The organism is Robbsia andropogonis, assembly GCF_034047095.1.
Lineage (GTDB): Bacteria > Pseudomonadota > Gammaproteobacteria > Burkholderiales > Burkholderiaceae > Robbsia > Robbsia andropogonis.
On record NZ_CP139164.1, the window covers coordinates 375,605 to 393,086 of the forward strand.

A 17,482-nucleotide genomic window follows, 5' to 3' on the forward strand; every position below is an offset into this window, starting at 1 on the left:
ATTGTTGTATTAACAATAAATAGGACAAAGAAAGTGCCGACACTGTTGAGCGCCATGCACAGTGATCGACGTCGTTGTCATTTCTGAGAGAACACGGTCGAGAAAGAGACCGTCGCCACGACCCCATCCCCTTTCCCTGCGATTACCGCGACAGCGTTTCCGATGGCACCTCATCGAAATACTTACGATAGCCGTTTACCAGGGTCGAGCGGTGCATCACCCCCCAGCTGTTTGCTACATCGAGCACCGTCTTATCATTGCCCTCATGTGACAACTCGGCATGGATCGACTCCATCCGGCGGCGGCGAATCACCTCGGTAGGGGTCAAGCCGACAAAATTCTTAAACGCTGTCTGCAATGCCCGTTCTGTCACATTAATCTCCGCAGCAACTTCACGGACCGACAAGTCCCGTCGATCCAGGTTGGCCAGGAGATACCGATACGCCCGTCGGTATTTTGCGGGCAGACGCGCACCAACATCATCGAGCGGCGCATCCGGTCGCGCCGCTTCGCGCACCGAGTAAGGCGTAGGGACCCGCGCATCGTCTCGGCTGGCCCGCAGGGACAATAACGCATAGCGACTATATTTCTGGTGCCAGTCCGCGGTGCGACCTTGCTCGCGCCGTACCTTCGCGGTGCAGTAGAGATGCTCGAGCTGAAGGCGACCACCTGTATCCCGCGCGTGATCGGTCAGCGGTTGCAATACCTGCTCGGCGATTCCGAAGCTGCTGCTACTCAAGCTCGCTACTGCGATATCCACCCGCAAAGCGCGCTGATATTCGACCTGGTTTTCTTGATTCGCCCAGCGCAGGTGGGCATCCAGGCTGGCAAACGCATCACGTGCCCCATTTGCCAACATTCGAAGGTCATACAACGCCTGGTAGCGCAAACGCAGTAATGCGGACGTCGGTGGCGCTTTCGGCGCCTTGGCTTCCGGGCCGGCGGTATCACGCCGGATCGATTGCCAATAAACATGATCTTGTAACGCTTCGGATTGCCGAATCTCGTTTTGCACAGCCATATCGAATCGCATCAGCGACGCCAATTCGGTCCACATCGGGTGCCCATCGACCACGTCCTCCTCGAACGCATCCATTGCCCGATCCATTTCCGTCAAGCGCCCCAGCTCGCCGAGCACAGCAACAATGGCGAAGCGTGCCTCGCGACGGCGGTCAGGTTCCAGATTCGGTTCACCCAAAACGCGGACCCAACAGCTCAAGGCCGTGCCGCTGCGGTGCCGGAACATCGCCTGCCAACCGGTGTCCCGACACGACATGGCCCGTAGTTCATGCGATGCCCGCATGATCCGCAGCGTGCGCCGATATCCGTCCTCCGCGTCCTCCGTTTGATCGGCAACCAAACGCAGATCCGCCGCTAGCCGGACGATATCGGCATTTGATTTTCCCGAGGGAGAGTCAAGCACCCGCGCTGCGGCCGACAACGCATCCACCAATCGGCCGTCAGACACACGGCTGATAATAGAGGGTTCGTTTGCTGCCAGCGCCGCGACGAGAGGAAAATACACGGGAGAAAACATGCACGCACTCCTGTTTCAAGCCGATTGATGTGTGAATCGCGTACGGGACCGTGCACGTCAGGTTAGTGACGCTACGCACGCAGCAAACGGGATGCTGGCACACCATGCCACCGGCTATGCAGGCGGACCACCCGTCGGAATCCACTCTATCAAAACGGGTGTTCGGTATTTTCAACAATTTTTAAGATCGTCAATAAAAAGCATTGTTTGTTATTGGTTTTCACAATAATCGAGCCGTGTTTTATCAGAGATTTTCCGATAAGCCTGTGTTGCAAACCGTCGACATATGGAAAAGATATAAAACTCGAAGTTGGCGGTATGATTTATCGCTGTTGCCGCAACGACTCCGTGTTTGGCAATACTGTCTGTAATTCGGGATTTCTTCCAATATGATGAAGACTGTGGATGCGCAACTTCCGCTCGCTATCCGGCGCGCGGCCACCTTGGAGACAACGCTTTGGTCAAATGGCCGGGGCGCGAGTTGTGAGGTCGCGATCTGTCCTGAGAGCGCCTCCATGGACAATTTCATCTGGCGCGCAAGCATGGCGCAGGTATCGGTCGACGGCGCATTTTCGACATTTCCCGGCATTGACCGCACGCTCGTTTTGCTGGGGGGCGCGGGAATGGAACTTGATCTCACCCGGCATGTCAATGCCGGTTCCTCGCATGCCCTGCGCGAACCGCTCAGCACATTCGGCTTTGAGGGCGAAACGCCACCGGAGGCCAAGCTCGTTGATGGCCCCACACACGATTTCAACCTGATGGTGCGGCGGGAGTTCGCCACCGGACAAGTCGCCGTCTGGCGCGGCCCAGGTCAGTTCGTCTTGCCTGACGATCTGGTTTTATTGTTTGTCGTGCATGGCCGTGTCGCACTTACGGGCGTGGACCTGAACGATCCCGAGCCGATTCCGCTAGAGGCATGTGACAGCGTGAAGCTCAATGGTATTGCACGGCTGAACCTGTCCATATCGTTGCCAGAGAAAGCCGTCGTATTGGCGGTTCGGGTGCAAATGCATGACGATGATGCTGACACCGGCGCGCCAACGCAGGGCCGTGACATCGGGCATGCGCGATAGTCTTGTTCTTTCCGCTCAGTTCGGATCGCTTTCCAGGCGCAAATTGAGGACGTAACTTTTCAGCACGAGGCGCTCCGTGGGTGGTAATGGCCCGAATGCAAGGCCATGAATCCACTGTCCACGCTCGTCTTCGGGAGCCTTGCGCAGCTTGATTGTGCGGATGCCGCACTCGGCTTCGACAGCGACCGTCACGCCTTCCGCTTCCACGTAGAACAGAACGTTCACGCGTTCGCCCACTACGCCTAATGGACAATCCGTTGCCAATGACATACCAACGGTACTGATGTCCATCGCGACACCGAGACCGGAAAGCGTCCGAGGCGTGACATGAGCGTCTTTCACGGCGTCGGGAATTTCTGGAGCGGTATCGGTTGCCGAAGGCTGCGTAGCAGACGGCGGGGCGACAGCATCCACCTGATCCGCTTTGCTCATGTCGGTTGCATCATACATTACCGCTAGCCGTGCAGCGGCACGAATCGCGCGGCGTTCCCGCAGTTTTCGCACCCGGACAGGTGGTGACAGCACCACATATTGAAACGGCTTGCCAACAACCCATTCGACGGTGCAGACAAACAGATAAACCGATCGCGGGCAGACGGCCACCACTTCCACCGTTTCCCCTGCCTTCAGCTCAAGACGCGCCTGATCGAGCGTTGGCGGCATTACCAGCAATGGACCGTGTGGCGCCACGCCGATAAGTCGGCTGGCATAAGCCACACGGCCATTTCCCATCGGCAACCGGATACCGAGGCGCGTGCCAATGGACAGGACCATCTCGCTGGCTGCCAGACCTGCGAGATCCGGGTCGTCGTCGATCGACACACGGCCGGCCGGTGATGGAGGAGCGGCCGCCGATCCTATGCCGGCAGGCGCTCCAGCGCCGGGCGGTTCAGACAAAACGTTGCCTTCGCCTGGCGGGTCCGCCTGATTACGCTGACCGTGCGGCTTGAAGTAGCGAAACAATTGCTGCCGCCGCGTTTCATCGAGTATCGCGCCGATATCGAGCAACAGCGTGCCATCCGCGTCCATAACGCGCAGCGTCAGCGGGCTGTCCACGGGCAGTGCGTCCACCGCTAATGGGTCGCCTGGTGTTGACACCCATTGCGCATGTGCGCCTACCTGTTGCGCGCCGAGGTTCGTCGCCAACTTCTGCCCTCCGAAAATTGTCAAATTGCCGGCTCAATGATTTTCGGTCATGCTTCGCGGTACGCCAAGCCATTTAGCGTGTCTCCGCATCTTTCCGCCGTGCCAGGTTGCTCCACGCCCTGGCACGGCCTGCTGCATCGTGACACGCTCCTGTGATCACGCAGGCGACGGGGCCATCCGCGGGAACATGCTGTTGCCGCGTGTGCCCGATAGGTGGGCTTGCTGCCGCACGCCTGCCAACCTCCATTCGATTTATGCTCGACGCCGTATCCACCGCCTTGTTCAGCGACCACACCGACGCCCGCATCCCCGGGACCGACCTATGCCACGCCAGGCCGTTGGCAACCGGCACCGATGGCGCACCGACACCCGCCACCGGTTGGCAGGCCCGGCTTACCATGCGCTTTGCCACCCGTGCAACGCGCGCAACACCAGAGAACGTAGCACCTTCGGCACCGGCCAGCTATATGGCGTACTGCCGTCACACCGGTCCGCTGCGCATCCAGAAAACCTTGTTTCCAGAAGGGCCGAGGATTTGCCACGCGCTGATTGTCCATCCACCGGCAGGCATCGCCGGCGGTGACACCTTGCGGATCGGCGCCGAATTGTCACCAAACTCACACGCCGTCCTGTCCACGCCCGGTGCGACCAAATGGTACAAGGCGAATGGCCGGCGAGCATCCCAGCATGTGACCTTGCGCGTGGAAACCGGCGCACGCCTCGATTGGCTGCCGCAGAACAACATCGTTTTCGATAACGCCCGAGCAGACATGTCGGTAGAGGTAGAGGTGGATGCGGACGCCTCGGTCATCGGCTGGGATGCGACATTGCTCGGACGTCAAGCCTCAGGGGAAACGTGGTGCGATGCGGATATCCGTGCAGGCGTGCGGCTACGCCGTCCGGACGGCACCCTGCTCTGGGCGGAACAGGCGGTGCTGTCCTCCGACGATCCAATACGACTGGCCGCACAAGGCCTCGACGGCTGGTCCAGCTTTGGCACCTTGTGGGCGGTGGCGCCTTCCGCACGCGGCGCGACATTGCACACGCATCCAGCACTGGAGGATTTGCGCGCAACGCTGCCATTCGATGACAACCTGCGCGCGGGGGTCACGTGCCTGCCCAATGGCGTAGTATTGATCCGCGTCACCGCACGGCGCATGGAGGCATTGCAGCAGTTGCTGACCACATGCTGGACGGCGCTACGGCCGATGATCCACAATGTGCCAGCACGGCCACTGCGGATCTGGCGCACTTAATCCGCTTGCGGCTGTTATTGGTCCCGGCCACATCGTTACCATTCTTTTTTGCCTCACTCCCCAAAAAACCCGTCATCCAATGAACCTCACACCGCGAGAGAAAGACAAACTGCTGATCTTCACCGCCGCGCTGCTGGCCGAACGCCGACGCGCACGTGGGCTGAAGCTGAATTATCCGGAAGCGGTGGCGTTTATCTCGGCCGCATTGATGGAAGGCGCCCGTGACGGCCAGACCGTTGCCGATTTGATGCATTACGGCACCACGTTGCTGTCGCGTGACGACGTGATGGATGGCGTGCCCGAGATGATTCCTGACATCCAGGTGGAGGCCACGTTCCCGGACGGCACGAAACTGGTGACCGTGCACCAACCGATTCCTTGATCCCGTACATGACGAAACGCGTGAGCAGCACCGCCAGCCCCGTCGGCGGAACGCCGAAACGACGAAGTTTGCAGACGTTTACGCATCCCGCCATGGGAAATCTCTGCATCACCGCCGTTGGCGCGTGGTTGCGATTCCAATTTGACGTTCTCAGATCTCGACGAGGCTTGCAATGATTCCCGGTGAACTGTTGACCCAACCAGGCGAACTCGAATTGAATGCCGGCCGTGTAACGGTCAACGTTACGGTGTCCAATACGGGTGATCGGCCAATCCAGGTGGGCTCGCACTTCCATTTTTATGAAGTGAACAGCGCCCTGTCTTTCGCGCGCGAACAAGCGCGTGGTTTCCGGCTGAATATCGCCGCCGGCACTGCCGTGCGCTTCGAACCGGGTCAGGAACGGACCGTCGAACTGGTGGCGTTGGACGGTGACCGGATTGTCTACGGTTTCAACGCCAGGATCATGGGACCGCTGTAAATGCCGCAGGCCCATCGATCAGCCCCTTTTCAAGATAGACGTGCGGCAGTACCTCCAATGAGGTACCCGCCAACCAGGACGAGCACATGACGCTTCGCATCGACCGCCGCGCTTATGCGGAAATGTTCGGCCCCACCACCGGCGATCGTATCAGGCTGGCCGATACGGAACTGTTCATCGAGATCGAGCGTGATGCGACGATCTATGGTGAAGAAGTGAAATTTGGCGGCGGCAAAGTCATCCGCGACGGCATGGGTCAGTCGCAACGCTGCCACGCCGATGTCGTCGATACCGTCATCACGAATGCGGTGATCATCGACCACTGGGGCATCGTCAAGGCAGACATCGGCATCAAGGCCGGACGCATTGCCGCCATCGGCAAGGCCGGCAATCCGGATATCCAGCCAGGAGTAACCATCGCGATAGGTGCAGCGACCGAGGTGATCGCCGGCGAAGGCAAGATTGTCACGGCCGGTGGCATCGATACACATATCCATTTCATCAGTCCGCAGCAGATTGACGAAGCCTTGTGCTCGGGCGTCACGACGATGCTGGGCGGCGGCACCGGTCCAGCGACCGGCACGTTCGCGACCACCTGTACACCCGGCCCGTGGCACATGGAACGGATGCTGCAAGCCGGCGACGGCTGGCCCATCAATCTGGGCTTCCTCGGCAAGGGCAACGCCAGCCAGTCCGCACCACTGATGGAGCAGATCGCCGCAGGCGCGATTGGCCTGAAACTGCACGAGGACTGGGGCACCACGCCAGCCGCGATCGATACCTGCCTCGGCGTGGCCGAGGACACCGATACTCAAGTGGCGATTCACACCGATACCTTGAACGAGGGCGGTTATCTGGAAGCCACGGTCGCCGCTTTCAAGGGGCGGACCATCCACACTTATCACACGGAAGGTGCAGGCGGCGGCCATGCACCGGACATCATCGCCGTGGCAGGTGAGCCGAACGTACTACCGTCGTCGACGAACCCCACGCGACCCTACACCGTCAACACGTTGGACGAGCACCTCGACATGCTGATGGTCTGCCACCATCTGGACCCGTCGATTGCTGAAGATATCGCCTTTGCCGAATCCCGTATCCGGCGCGAGACGATTGCCGCGGAAGATATCCTGCATGACCTGGGGGCGTTGTCGATGTTGTCGTCAGACTCACAGGCGATGGGGCGCGTGGGGGAGGTCATCATGCGGACCTGGCAGACCGCGCACAAAATGAAAGTACAGCGGGGTGCGCTGCCACAGGACAACACCCGTCATGACAACTTCCGCGTCAGACGCTACATCGCCAAGTACACGATCAATCCAGCGATCACCCATGGCATCTCGCACGAAGTGGGATCGCTCGAAGTGGGGAAATGGGCCGACATCGTGATCTGGAACCCGGCATTCTTCGGCGTGAAGCCCGCGTTGATCTTGAAAGGGGGCATGATCGCCGTCTCGCTGATGGGCGATCCGAATGCCTCTATTCCAACACCGCAACCGGTGCATTACCGCGAGATGTTCGGTACCCGCGGCGGTGCGCTTGCGCGCAGTTCCCTGACCTTTGTCTCGCAAATGGCGCTGGATGCCGATATTCGCGGGCGCTACGGATTGAACAAAGAGCTTGCTGCCGTAAAGGCCTGCCGGAACATTACTAAAGCGCAGATGATCCATAACGCCTGGCAACCGAAGATCACGGTGGACCCGGAAACATACCAGGTCGTGGCGGATGGGCAACTACTGACGTGCGAGCCCGCCAAGGTGCTACCGATGGCCCAACGCTACTTCCTGTTCTGATTAGGCCCCTGCCCGGAACAGCGAAAGTCAATGACATGACGGAATGCAGGAGAAACATCATGCGTAAGATCGAAAGACGTCTCGACCGCAGCGTGCGACTGGCCAGGCCGCTCGTGGCGCGAGCCGGTGTGCTGACGTTGCCGTATGAAGCGCGTTGTAAGAGTCGGCAAGCGGCGACGTTGGACAACGGTGAGGAAGTCGGGCTCGTGCTGCCGCGTGGCACGGTGCTGTCCGAGGGCGATGTGCTGGTGGCCGACGACGGTGGGTTCATCCGTGTGGTCGCCGCTGCGGAAACCTTGATGCGCGTGACGGCGACCAGCGAGGCACGCCTGATTCGCGCCGCCTATCATCTGGGCAATCGCCACACCCCTGTCGAATTTGGAGACGGCTATCTGCAGTTGGAAACAGACAGCGTGCTACGGGCGATGTTGCAAGGTATCGGCATGACCGTCACTGCCGTGGATGCGCCGTTCCAACCGGAACCGGGCGCTTATGGCGGGGGGCACAAACACGGCCATGATGCCACGTTCGCCGAAGACTATGCGCTTGCGCAAAGCGTGTATGCCGAACATGATCACGCCCGTGATCATGGGCATCCACACGACCATGGACACGCGCACGATCACCGGCACGTACCTGACCATCAGCACGGCCATGATAACAGCCAGCACGGGCATGATCATGTGCATGATGCGTCCTGTGGTCACGACCATGGAAATGCACCTGTGCAGTTTCATCGAAAAACGCCCAACCGTACACAAGGCGACGGACCCAGGCACGATCACGATCACGATCACGATCATGGGCATGGGCATGGGAATGGGCACGCGTACAGCCGCAAGCACGATGATCACAAGCACTGACAACGCATTGACCGGGACGTCAGCGCGAACCGCCCCCTCGATGCAAAACGACGCGCGCGTATCGGACCACGTTACGCCTACCGGCGACGATGCATCGAATCGCGAACTGATCGCCTTGTTGCATCTCGCGTCGCCCGCACTGCCGATCGGCGGTTTCAGTTACTCACAGGGACTGGAAGCCGCGGTGGACGTGGGTTGGATCCATGACGGGGACTCTGCGGGCAAATGGGTCCGCAGTGGCCTGACCACGGTGTTGGCACGCTGCGAGTTGCCATTTCTTGCACAACAATGGCACCGGTGGGATACGTTACGCCAGCAGGGCGCGGCAGACACCCACGCATTGCGCGAGGCCGATGCCTGGTTTCTCGCCAGTCGCGAGTCGGCCGAATTGCGCCAGGAAACCGAGCAGATGGGTTGGTCGCTGTCGCAACTCTGCGTGTCACTCGAATGGGGCGACACGGTGATGCGCGAGGTGCTGGGATCCATGAAGCCGCTCTCGCTGCCGACTGCATTTGCGTTTGCCGCACGCGCGCATGACGCTAGCGCACGGTCGACCTGTGCCGCTTACGCGTTCAACTGGGTGGAAAACCAGGTCGCGGCCGCGTTGAAGGCGGTGCCGCTGGGCCAGCTTGCCGGACAACGGGTGCTTTGGGGCTTGCGTGCCGATATCGCGCAAGTCGCCGCGGCGGCAGTGCAAACGCCACCCGACGCGATGTCGACGTTCTCGCCGCTGCTCGCCATTTTGTCAGCACGCCACGAATCCCAATATTCACGATTGTTTCGTTCTTGACCATGACTACTTCCTCTTCCATCACTTCCGCCGTCTCCGGCGTTCGTACCAAGAAACTACCTCCGCTACGCGTGGGCATTGGCGGCCCGGTGGGTTCGGGCAAAACGACGCTGGTCGAGATGCTATGCAAAGCAATGCGTGAACGCTATGACCTGGTGGTGATCACAAACGACATTTACACGAAGGAAGACCAACGTCTGTTGACCGTTGCTGGCGCCCTGCCAGCAGAACGCATCATGGGTGTGGAAACCGGTGGCTGTCCGCATACGGCAATCAGGGAAGACGCCTCGATCAACCTGGAAGCGGTGGATAGGATGCTGATACGTTTTCCGGATGCTGACATTGTTTTTATAGAATCCGGCGGTGACAATCTTGCAGCCACATTCAGCCCCGAATTGTCTGACCTGACAATCTATGTCATCGACGTCGCCGGCGGTGAAAAGATCCCGCGCAAGGGCGGTCCTGGTATCACGAAGTCGGACCTTCTGGTGATCAACAAAACGGACCTTGCGCCGATGGTCGGTGCATCGCTGGATATCATGGCAAGCGATGCACAGAAGATGCGCGGTGCCCGCCCGTTCTTCATGTGTAATACGAAGGCCGGCGCGGGGCTTGACGAAGTGATCCGCTTCATCGAGCGAAAAGGCTTGTTGCAGGATGAAGGTGCAATGTGATGCGTTTCAGAAAACGTAGTACAGCTTAAATGGTGCCTACTGCGATTGACGTTATTTCAACGGCGCGCAAAAGCCAAAACCACCTACGACCTCTTGCGCCAAATCTGCGCTGGTCATTGATATAAAACGGATATCAGCGCCGATATCTATCATTGCAAACGTATTGGAAGGCGAAGATATGCCCATATAGATAGCAGGCAGACCGTAAATTTCCATCGTTGGAATCAAACTAAAGCCGTAGTCGATTTTGTGTCCATACCGTCGCGCGCTTGAACCGAACTTCGCTGCCGTTAATTCAGGTGCCAGATGAAGTCCGCCAGCGATATTCGTTCGTCTTCCATCGTGCAGCACGTTGACAACACACTGATAATTTCCGTGCATGGTTTTTGCATTCAGTGGCTTTGCTGGCACCCAATACATATTCGATGAATAGCCGATGTCTGTCCATTGGACCATTGCACGATATTGACCATCCAGATAGGTCATATAGAGACGACCACTGGCCGCGGTGTCGGGATCCCGCCATTCCATTTCACCCGGTGTCTCCACCTGATTACTCGATGGAGCAAGCACACCTAGCAACGGGATGAGATCCGTTTTCATAACGGAGCAACGAAGCGGGTGCAGGCATCCGCGAAGCGAACCGTCTGCCCCTAATATGATCTGACTCATCACCGGATGAGAAGTCGGCGCAAAACCATTGCCAGCGTCCGTTACAAAAGAGGCCACATAATCATATTCGCCTGCTAATTTCGATACGTCGGTTGTGACAGGTATCGTCGCCTGGAATGAATAACCGAAGTTGTCGACCTCCCCTATCTTTGGAAAGTCGAGCCGGCCGAATACCATGGAGCCGGTCGCCCCTTTCACGACGCTGAATGTAATGGCCGCAACGCGAAGCTTGCTCCGCATCATTGCAGGTACAGCATTGTCGAGCGACAGGCCATCGACGATATAGGCGCCATCCGCGGATTGCTTATAGGAACCCGAGACTGTCCCGCTCAAACCAAGTGTTGACCTGACAAATGTCATTTCAAGACGCCCTTTCATGGGGCTGTCCATATCAATTCTAATGGTATCACCAGCATCCATAAATCCCATATAGATCACCTTGGGCGGTGCCTTGGAAGAAGTGGGTGCTTTCGACTTATTCGTGATCGGATCTGGTGTCGATTTATCTGTAAGCGGATCTGGTGTCGTTAAATTCTCCAGTTGGGAATATGGCAAGTCATGGTTGATGTTGCTATCAGCGTGTCCATCAACGGCGTCAGGATCTGCGTTTCCACTATTGCAAGCATTAAGTGCCAGTACCACAAATAGACCTGCCAGCAAGCCAATCTTTTTTGATATGCATTGCTCAAAAATCAGTTTTCCACTCATTAACGATATTGTTCCAAAAATAGATTTATCAGATGCGTAACGTCTCACGAAAGCGCAGCTACCTTGTGTCGGAGATCGGTTTAAGGTTCCGTATTGGAACTTTATTGAGGAAAACGAAGTGAGCGATTTACAAGGAAATCAAGGTATGCCGTTCCATTTACAAACATGGCGACAGCCTTCGCCATCTTGCACGAATGCGATTACGACACGCATTGCGTGCCGTTCAGATGAAACGTATGTAGTAGCAATAATCTCGGCTTGGCTGACTGCCGCCTTTTAGGAAGATGAGTCCGCGGTGCGGCTTAGATAGCGACCAGTCGATCGCGGGAGATCGTAGCAATCGACGTTACACCAAGCATTCCCATGTCACGGGACACTTCTTGACGCAACAGGTCGACGGCATGCAGAACACCACCGCGGCCACCCACGGCCGCGGCGTACGTGAAAGGCCTGCCAACGAAAACAAAGCTGGCGCCCAGGGCGAGCGCCTTCAAGACATCGGTGCCGCGCCGAATACCGCCGTCGAGCATCACCGGAAAATCCGGCAGCGCCTCGACGATACCGGGCAGCACCGTCAGCGGCGCAACGGCCCCATCCAACTGTCGGCCACCATGATTGGACACGATAATGCCATCGGCGCCAATCGCACGCGCGGTACGCGCATCATCGACATCGAGTATGCCCTTGACGACGAGCAGGCCTTGCCATCGCTGACGAATGCGTTCGAGGTGCGTCCAGTTCAAATGACCGCGATCCGCAAAGTCACGCAAGACAGACTTCGACATGATCGGTACACCCCGCGTGGCGTAATTATTCTCGAAATGCGGCATCCCATGTCGCGCCACCGTTTTCAGGAACGTACCAAATAACCAGCGCGGGTGCGTAAGCCCATCCCACGCCAGTTGGAGCGACGGCCGCAACGGCGTGGAAAAACCGGCGCGCACGTTATTTTCGCGATTGGCCGCTACAGGCGTATCCACTGTGACCACCAATCGTTTAAAACCCGCCATGGCGATTCGATCGAGCAGTGCATCGATCTTTGCCTGTTCGCCCGGCAGGTATGCCTGAAACCACGCATCCGGATTGACCGCCGCCACCTCTTCCATACGAATCAGTGACGAACCGCTCATGATCATTGGAATGCCGGTATCCGCGGCGGCCAACGCCAGCACTTCATCACCACGATACGCAGAAAGCGCGGCGATCCCCATCGGCGCAATACCGAACGGCGCCTCATATGTCGCACCGAGCAAGGTAGTCTGCATCGAACGGCGCGACACATCAACCAACACTCTCGGAATGAAGCGATATCGCTGAAACGATTCGCGATTAGCGCGCACGGACACATTGTCCTCAACGGCACCATCGATATAACCAAAAAGCGGGCGTGGCAAATGACGCCGCGCGGCCACTTCGAAATCATCCAGGCAGAGGATCGAGCGGAACCCCACCGCGCCGGAAGACGTCCGGTCGGGCACGACTGCCGCCTGGGGAGACTCGCCGGCAGTGTCAGTGCCCATACCCGGGGTACGCGCGGTAATGCTGCGGTCGGCCCCGGCAAACAATGGGCGGGTCACCGCATCCACCACCGGCTCGGTGGTCGGCCCGCGCGACTTGCCACCTGATCGCGTTCGAGGTTTGGCCGCCGTGCGGCGCGTACTTGGCGGAATGTCCAACTCGGACACTGCTTCCGAGGTCGGCTCATTGATCGCGATCGGGGAAGTGGCAGTACTGTCGCCCGAGTTCGCGCCCCGCACGCTATCTTCGTGATTACCACGAATGGCGAGGGGATTCGAGTCGGTACCCTTGAGCGGCTCGACAAGCGGGTCTACGGCAGGCAGCTTCATGGAAATGAGGCGTAGGCGTCAGACATCAAACGATAATGCAGCATCTTACCGCATGCATCACGTCTGCCCAACTCGCTAGACGCACTTACCGCTCGAACATGCCGTCCATGCTATTGAATCCCTTGACCTCGATCGGATTGCCGCACGGATCCAGGAAGAACATGGTTGCCTGTTCGCCTGGCTCTCCCGGAAAGCGAATCTGCGGCGCCAACACGAAATCCAGCTTCGCCTCGGTCAGTCGCGTGGCCAGTGCCTTCCAGTCGGCCATCTCCAATACCAACCCAAGATGCGGCATGGGCACCATATGATCGCCGACACGGCCGGTATTCGTCACCGGGAACGGTTCCCCGAGATGCAGCGAAATCTGGTGTCCAAAAAAATCAAAATCGACCCAGGTATTCGTGCTGCGGCCTTCAGTGCAGCCCAGCAAGGTGCCGTAGAAAGCGCGCGACGCGTCGAGATCGCGGACGTGATAGGCAAGATGAAAGGCAGTTTTCATGGAATTGACGGCAAGCGGCTGGCCGGTCTGTGCGCAAAATCGCAGCGTAGCATCGCCTATTCAAAAGAGATAGCATGTAATTTTTTATTCAATCTAAAGGTATTCTTTTGGATACGCGCTATCTTCGTAGCCTCTTGTCCGTCATCGATACCGGCTCGATCGCGGAAGCAGCGCGGACGGAAGGCTTGACGCCGGCCGCTGTCGGCCAGCGCATTCAGGCATTGGAACGACAGCTTGGCGTGCTGCTGATGTCGCGAGCCCGCCATACGGCGCGCCCTACCGAGGCATGTTTGAATCTCGTGCCGCGTGCGCGGCATATTGTCTGCGAAGCCGCCCGTCTGGCCGCGGATATCGATCCGGGCGGCGTGCGAGGGACCTTGCGGGTGGGTGCCATCTCGACCGCCCTCACGGGCTGGATGCCGTCGATGCTGCGCACACTCACCGCGGACGCACCCGGCATCAGACCAATGATCACACCCGGGACATCGCGCGAGTTGTATGAAGCGGTGGCCACCGGATCACTCGATGCGGCCCTATTGGTCGCGCCGCCCTTCGCGGTGCCGAAAACATTGCAGGCAATCACGCTGTGCGAAGAACCGCTGGTATTGGTCACCCCATTGCATGGCCCGAATCACATTGATGGAGACGGTGAGATCGCGCACGCCCGGCTGCAAGACCTGCCATACATCCGGTACGACCCGCAAGCCTGGGGCGGCAGGCACGCCGCGCAGTGGCTCGACGATCACGGTCTGGCACCATCGGTGGTTTGTGACCTGGACGCGTTGGAAACCATTGTCATGCTGGTATCGGACGGCGTGGGGGTCAGCCTGCTTCCACAATGGCAAGGCATCGCGCGGCTGGCGCAAGGATGCCGGTGGACGCGCCTTGCCGTGGCACACCGTCAAGCCACAGAGAATCGGCTCGGCAACGCCACCTCGAAAAGCAAGGCCCGCCAGCCCTTGACGGTCAGTGGCACTGACGAGGGCGAGGGCCGCTACGCACGACGGATCGTGCTGTTGCAGTCATCACACCCCGAGCGCCCCGGCATGCTGACCGCGCTGGCGCAGGCGTTGGGCATCGAAAGCACGGGATTGGTATCGACGAACGGCAACGCCCGCTAAGGGAATCGCACCTACATATTGGCGCGGCGGGATGTACGTCCCCGCCCCCTCGCGTCACACAGCACGCCGCACGATAAGCGCTTGGATCAGACCGGTAATCGCATCCAACGAGCAGCCTTTCTGGCAATAAGCATCAAAGCCCGCCGGAAGACCCTGTCGCGCGACATCGGGGGCAGACAGCGCCGTGAAGGCAATGATGCCGGCGTTGCGCGTATTGACGAGGCATCGCAGCAAATGAGCCGTCTCGAACCCGTCATACTCGGGCATGTTGATGTCAAGTGCAATGATGTCCGGCACCCAATGGGATACCAACTGAATGGCTGACACACCGCCAAATACATAGCGTGTCTCATAACCGTCCTCGGCCAACGCCAACGACAGCGCTTCGGCGGCGGTTTCGTTGTCGTCCACGACAAGCACGCGTACTGGCCTGTCTCGTTCGATGGCGAGTCGGCGCTCGGTCCACATCGCGCAGCGAACCGACGCGTCGCGCAGCGACGTCGATTCCGCCAATCCGAATTCGGGAGATTCTGTAGATCGCATAGAAAACGAAAGTGCAGCACGATCGATGACTGCCATTGCACCCTATCGCCTCCGATAAGAGACAACACGACAAAAGCCAGGCACTGATCCCGGTAGATTGCATAATTACACAAGCCGCGCAAAGGCACTGCGCGCTCCCCACCCTCGTACGGATAACGGCGCGTTTTGCCAATCCTGAAGTGCCAGTTCTCGTTATTTTGACAACGATCCGGCACGCTTCTTTATCCTTTACCTGGTAAAACACGAAAATCTACGGCCCAGTCAGCAAAGTCATGTCAAAAATGGCATAATACCGAGATTCCAGAGTCAGTTCGTCCACCAACGGCGCGAGCGCTTCAGGCTGGCGCAACGATAAATGCGGCGAATTCCTTCGCCCCGGTCGGTGCCCATCAAGTCCCGGTGTGTGATGCCCGTTGGTTGAACCGAACGTCGGCTCACAACGTTGCCGCTTGCCGGCGACGCAGCCTGTATTTCCCGGATGTGTAATGTGGTTACCGTGGCGCTTCATTAGGCCGCGTCGCGACGGGCGGTCCTGATTTAGGAATCGCATGAATGCCACCCATTTGCGCCAGAATGTTCTGGCTGGCTTGACTTCTTCGTTCGCGCTGGTGCCGGAGTGCATCGCGTTTGCGTTGGTTGCGCATTTGAATCCGTTGATGGGGCTATATGGCGCCTTCATCATTTGCACGATCACGGCGATATTCGGCGGTCGTCCGGCGATGATTTCAGGTGCCGCCGGATCAATGGCCGTCGTGATCGTGGCGCTGGTCGTGCAGCATGGCATCGACTACCTGCTTGCGACGGTCGTCCTGTCCGGCGTCGTCATGGTACTGTTTGGCGCGCTGCGCCTCGGCAAGCTGATCCGGATGGTGCCGCACCCGGTGATGCTCGGTTTCGTCAACGGCCTGGCGATCATCATCGCGATGGCGCAGCTTGAACACTTCAAGGTACCGGCCGCCAATGGCGGCACGCAATGGCTGCACGGCGGTCCGCTGTGGATGATGCTGGGGCTGGTTACCTTGACGATGGCAATCGTCTACCTGCTGCCCCGCTTGACCAAGGCTGCGCCCGCCGCGCTGGTGGCGATTATCGGCGTAGGGTTACTGACGCAGTTATTGCATCTGCCTACCCGCGTGCTGGGTGACATGGCGCACATCGCGGGCGGCCTGCCTGTCTTTCATATTCCCAGCGCGCCATGGAATACCGAGACGTTGCGAATCATCCTGCCGTACGCGGTGCTGATGGCGATGGTCGGCTTACTGGAAACATTGCTGACCTTCAACCTGACCGACGAGATGACGCAAACCAGCGGTCAGCCCAATCGTGAATGCGTGGCATTAGGCGCGGCAAATATTGTGTCAGGCCTGTTTGGTGGCATGGGCGGCTGCGCAATGATCGGACAGACGGTCGTCAACCTGTCGTCCGGCGGACGCTCACGCTTGTCAGGCATCGTGAGTGGGGTGATGATCCTGCTGTTCATCTTGTTCCTGTCCCCGCTGATCGAACGTATTCCGATGGCCGCACTGGTCGGCGTCATGTTCGTGGTAGCGCAGCAAACCTTTGCATGGGGGTCGCTGCGCGTCTTGCACAAGGTGCCGCGCAACGATGCAATCGTGATTATTGCCGTCACGATCATTACCGTTTTTACGGATCTCGCGATCGCGGTGGTCTGCGGTATCGTGATCGCCGCATTGAACTTTGTCTGGCAGCATGCGCATGATATTCGCGTCGATGTCATCGATGACGAGCGCGAAAACGACACTCCCGGCCGGAAAATGGCAGCGCAACCCGGCGACAAGATCTATCAGCCGCACGGCACGCTTTTCTTTGCGTCGACGACGCGGTTCCTCTCTCTTTTCGATGCCAAAAAGGACCCGGCGCGGGTAGTCATCGACTGCCGCTTTCTACGAGTGGCCGATCATTCGGCAATCGCGGCACTGGAGAGCTTGTCAGGGCGCTATGCGCAAGCCGGCAAGCGTATGGAATTGCGACGCTTGTCGCCGCGCTGCGCACGATTGCTCAGCCGCGCAGGTGTACCAGTGCCCGAAGGCGTACGCTAGGAACGCGTTGTGTGGGCAACGACGTGCGCCATCGTGC

General features: G+C 58.7%; 15 protein-coding genes and 1 pseudogene. 10 read left to right on the forward strand and 6 right to left on the reverse strand.

The window, feature by feature from the left end:
- Window positions 1–142: 142 nt before the first annotated feature.
- Window positions 143–1,537, reverse strand: a complete 1,395-nt coding sequence (locus SJQ66_RS01590; protein WP_024903671.1) for a helix-turn-helix transcriptional regulator — start codon at window positions 1,535–1,537, stop codon at window positions 143–145.
- Between the two features lie 389 nt (window positions 1,538–1,926).
- Between SJQ66_RS01590 and SJQ66_RS01595 the strand changes: the two genes are divergently transcribed.
- Window positions 1,927–2,613, forward strand: coding sequence for a HutD/Ves family protein (locus SJQ66_RS01595; RefSeq protein WP_052738409.1), 687 nt, complete (start codon window positions 1,927–1,929; stop codon window positions 2,611–2,613).
- A gap of 15 nt (window positions 2,614–2,628) precedes the next feature.
- On the opposite strand, the gene SJQ66_RS01600 is transcribed toward SJQ66_RS01595, so the two are convergent.
- Window positions 2,629–3,759 (reverse strand): flagellar brake domain-containing protein, encoded by a 1,131-nt coding sequence (locus tag SJQ66_RS01600; RefSeq protein ID WP_320533786.1) that lies wholly within the window; start codon window positions 3,757–3,759, stop codon window positions 2,629–2,631.
- A 398-nt stretch (window positions 3,760–4,157) separates the two neighbouring features.
- Between SJQ66_RS01600 and SJQ66_RS01605 the strand changes: the two genes are divergently transcribed.
- From SJQ66_RS01605 to ureG, 7 genes and pseudogenes are all read left to right on the forward strand, one after another.
- Entirely contained in the window at window positions 4,158–5,015 is an 858-nt protein-coding gene (locus tag SJQ66_RS01605) for an urease accessory protein UreD (protein WP_046153650.1), read from the forward strand.
- 79 nt (window positions 5,016–5,094) lie between these two features.
- Complete coding sequence (locus SJQ66_RS01610) at window positions 5,095–5,397, forward strand: urease subunit gamma (RefSeq protein WP_024903667.1); 303 nt, start codon at window positions 5,095–5,097, stop codon at window positions 5,395–5,397.
- A 172-nt stretch (window positions 5,398–5,569) separates the two neighbouring features.
- A complete protein-coding gene (locus SJQ66_RS01615; protein ID WP_024903666.1) occupies window positions 5,570–5,875 on the forward strand; it encodes an urease subunit beta in 306 nt (101 codons plus the stop codon).
- 86 nt (window positions 5,876–5,961) lie between these two features.
- Window positions 5,962–7,668: an urease subunit alpha gene (gene ureC, locus SJQ66_RS01620; RefSeq protein WP_320533787.1), complete on the forward strand. Its 1,707-nt coding sequence runs from the start codon at window positions 5,962–5,964 to the stop codon at window positions 7,666–7,668.
- A gap of 59 nt (window positions 7,669–7,727) precedes the next feature.
- Window positions 7,728–8,351: pseudogene (gene ureE / locus SJQ66_RS01625) on the forward strand (urease accessory protein UreE); the annotation flags it as partial.
- A gap of 163 nt (window positions 8,352–8,514) precedes the next feature.
- Window positions 8,515–9,321 (forward strand): urease accessory protein UreF, encoded by an 807-nt coding sequence (locus tag SJQ66_RS01630; protein ID WP_320533789.1) that lies wholly within the window; start codon window positions 8,515–8,517, stop codon window positions 9,319–9,321.
- Between the two features lie 2 nt (window positions 9,322–9,323).
- Window positions 9,324–9,995 carry an urease accessory protein UreG gene (gene ureG, locus SJQ66_RS01635; protein ID WP_036010054.1) on the forward strand — a complete coding sequence of 224 codons (672 nt, stop codon included), beginning with the start codon at window positions 9,324–9,326 and terminating at the stop codon, window positions 9,993–9,995.
- 51 nt (window positions 9,996–10,046) lie between these two features.
- Here the strand turns inward: ureG and SJQ66_RS01640 are convergent, their stop codons facing one another.
- From SJQ66_RS01640 to SJQ66_RS01650, 3 genes are all read right to left on the reverse strand, one after another.
- On the reverse strand, window positions 10,047–11,375 hold the full coding sequence (locus SJQ66_RS01640) for a hypothetical protein (protein WP_320533790.1): 1,329 nt from the start codon (window positions 11,373–11,375) through the stop codon (window positions 10,047–10,049).
- A gap of 302 nt (window positions 11,376–11,677) precedes the next feature.
- Window positions 11,678–12,895, reverse strand: a complete 1,218-nt coding sequence (locus tag SJQ66_RS01645) for an alpha-hydroxy acid oxidase (protein WP_081764945.1) — start codon at window positions 12,893–12,895, stop codon at window positions 11,678–11,680.
- A 412-nt stretch (window positions 12,896–13,307) separates the two neighbouring features.
- On the reverse strand, window positions 13,308–13,721 hold the full coding sequence (locus SJQ66_RS01650) for a VOC family protein (RefSeq protein WP_024903659.1): 414 nt from the start codon (window positions 13,719–13,721) through the stop codon (window positions 13,308–13,310).
- Window positions 13,722–13,828: 107 nt separating this feature from the next.
- Here SJQ66_RS01650 and SJQ66_RS01655 point away from each other — a divergent pair, with 107 nt between their 5' ends.
- Window positions 13,829–14,842 carry a LysR family transcriptional regulator gene (locus SJQ66_RS01655; RefSeq protein ID WP_024903658.1) on the forward strand — a complete coding sequence of 338 codons (1,014 nt, stop codon included), beginning with the start codon at window positions 13,829–13,831 and terminating at the stop codon, window positions 14,840–14,842.
- Window positions 14,843–14,896: 54 nt separating this feature from the next.
- Here the strand turns inward: SJQ66_RS01655 and SJQ66_RS01660 are convergent, their stop codons facing one another.
- Window positions 14,897–15,385: a response regulator gene (locus SJQ66_RS01660; RefSeq protein ID WP_081764944.1), complete on the reverse strand. Its 489-nt coding sequence runs from the start codon at window positions 15,383–15,385 to the stop codon at window positions 14,897–14,899.
- 548 nt (window positions 15,386–15,933) lie between these two features.
- On the opposite strand from SJQ66_RS01660, the gene SJQ66_RS01665 reads away from it, so the two are divergent.
- A complete protein-coding gene (locus SJQ66_RS01665; RefSeq protein ID WP_036010052.1) occupies window positions 15,934–17,445 on the forward strand; it encodes a SulP family inorganic anion transporter in 1,512 nt (503 codons plus the stop codon).
- Window positions 17,446–17,482 lie beyond the last annotated feature (37 nt).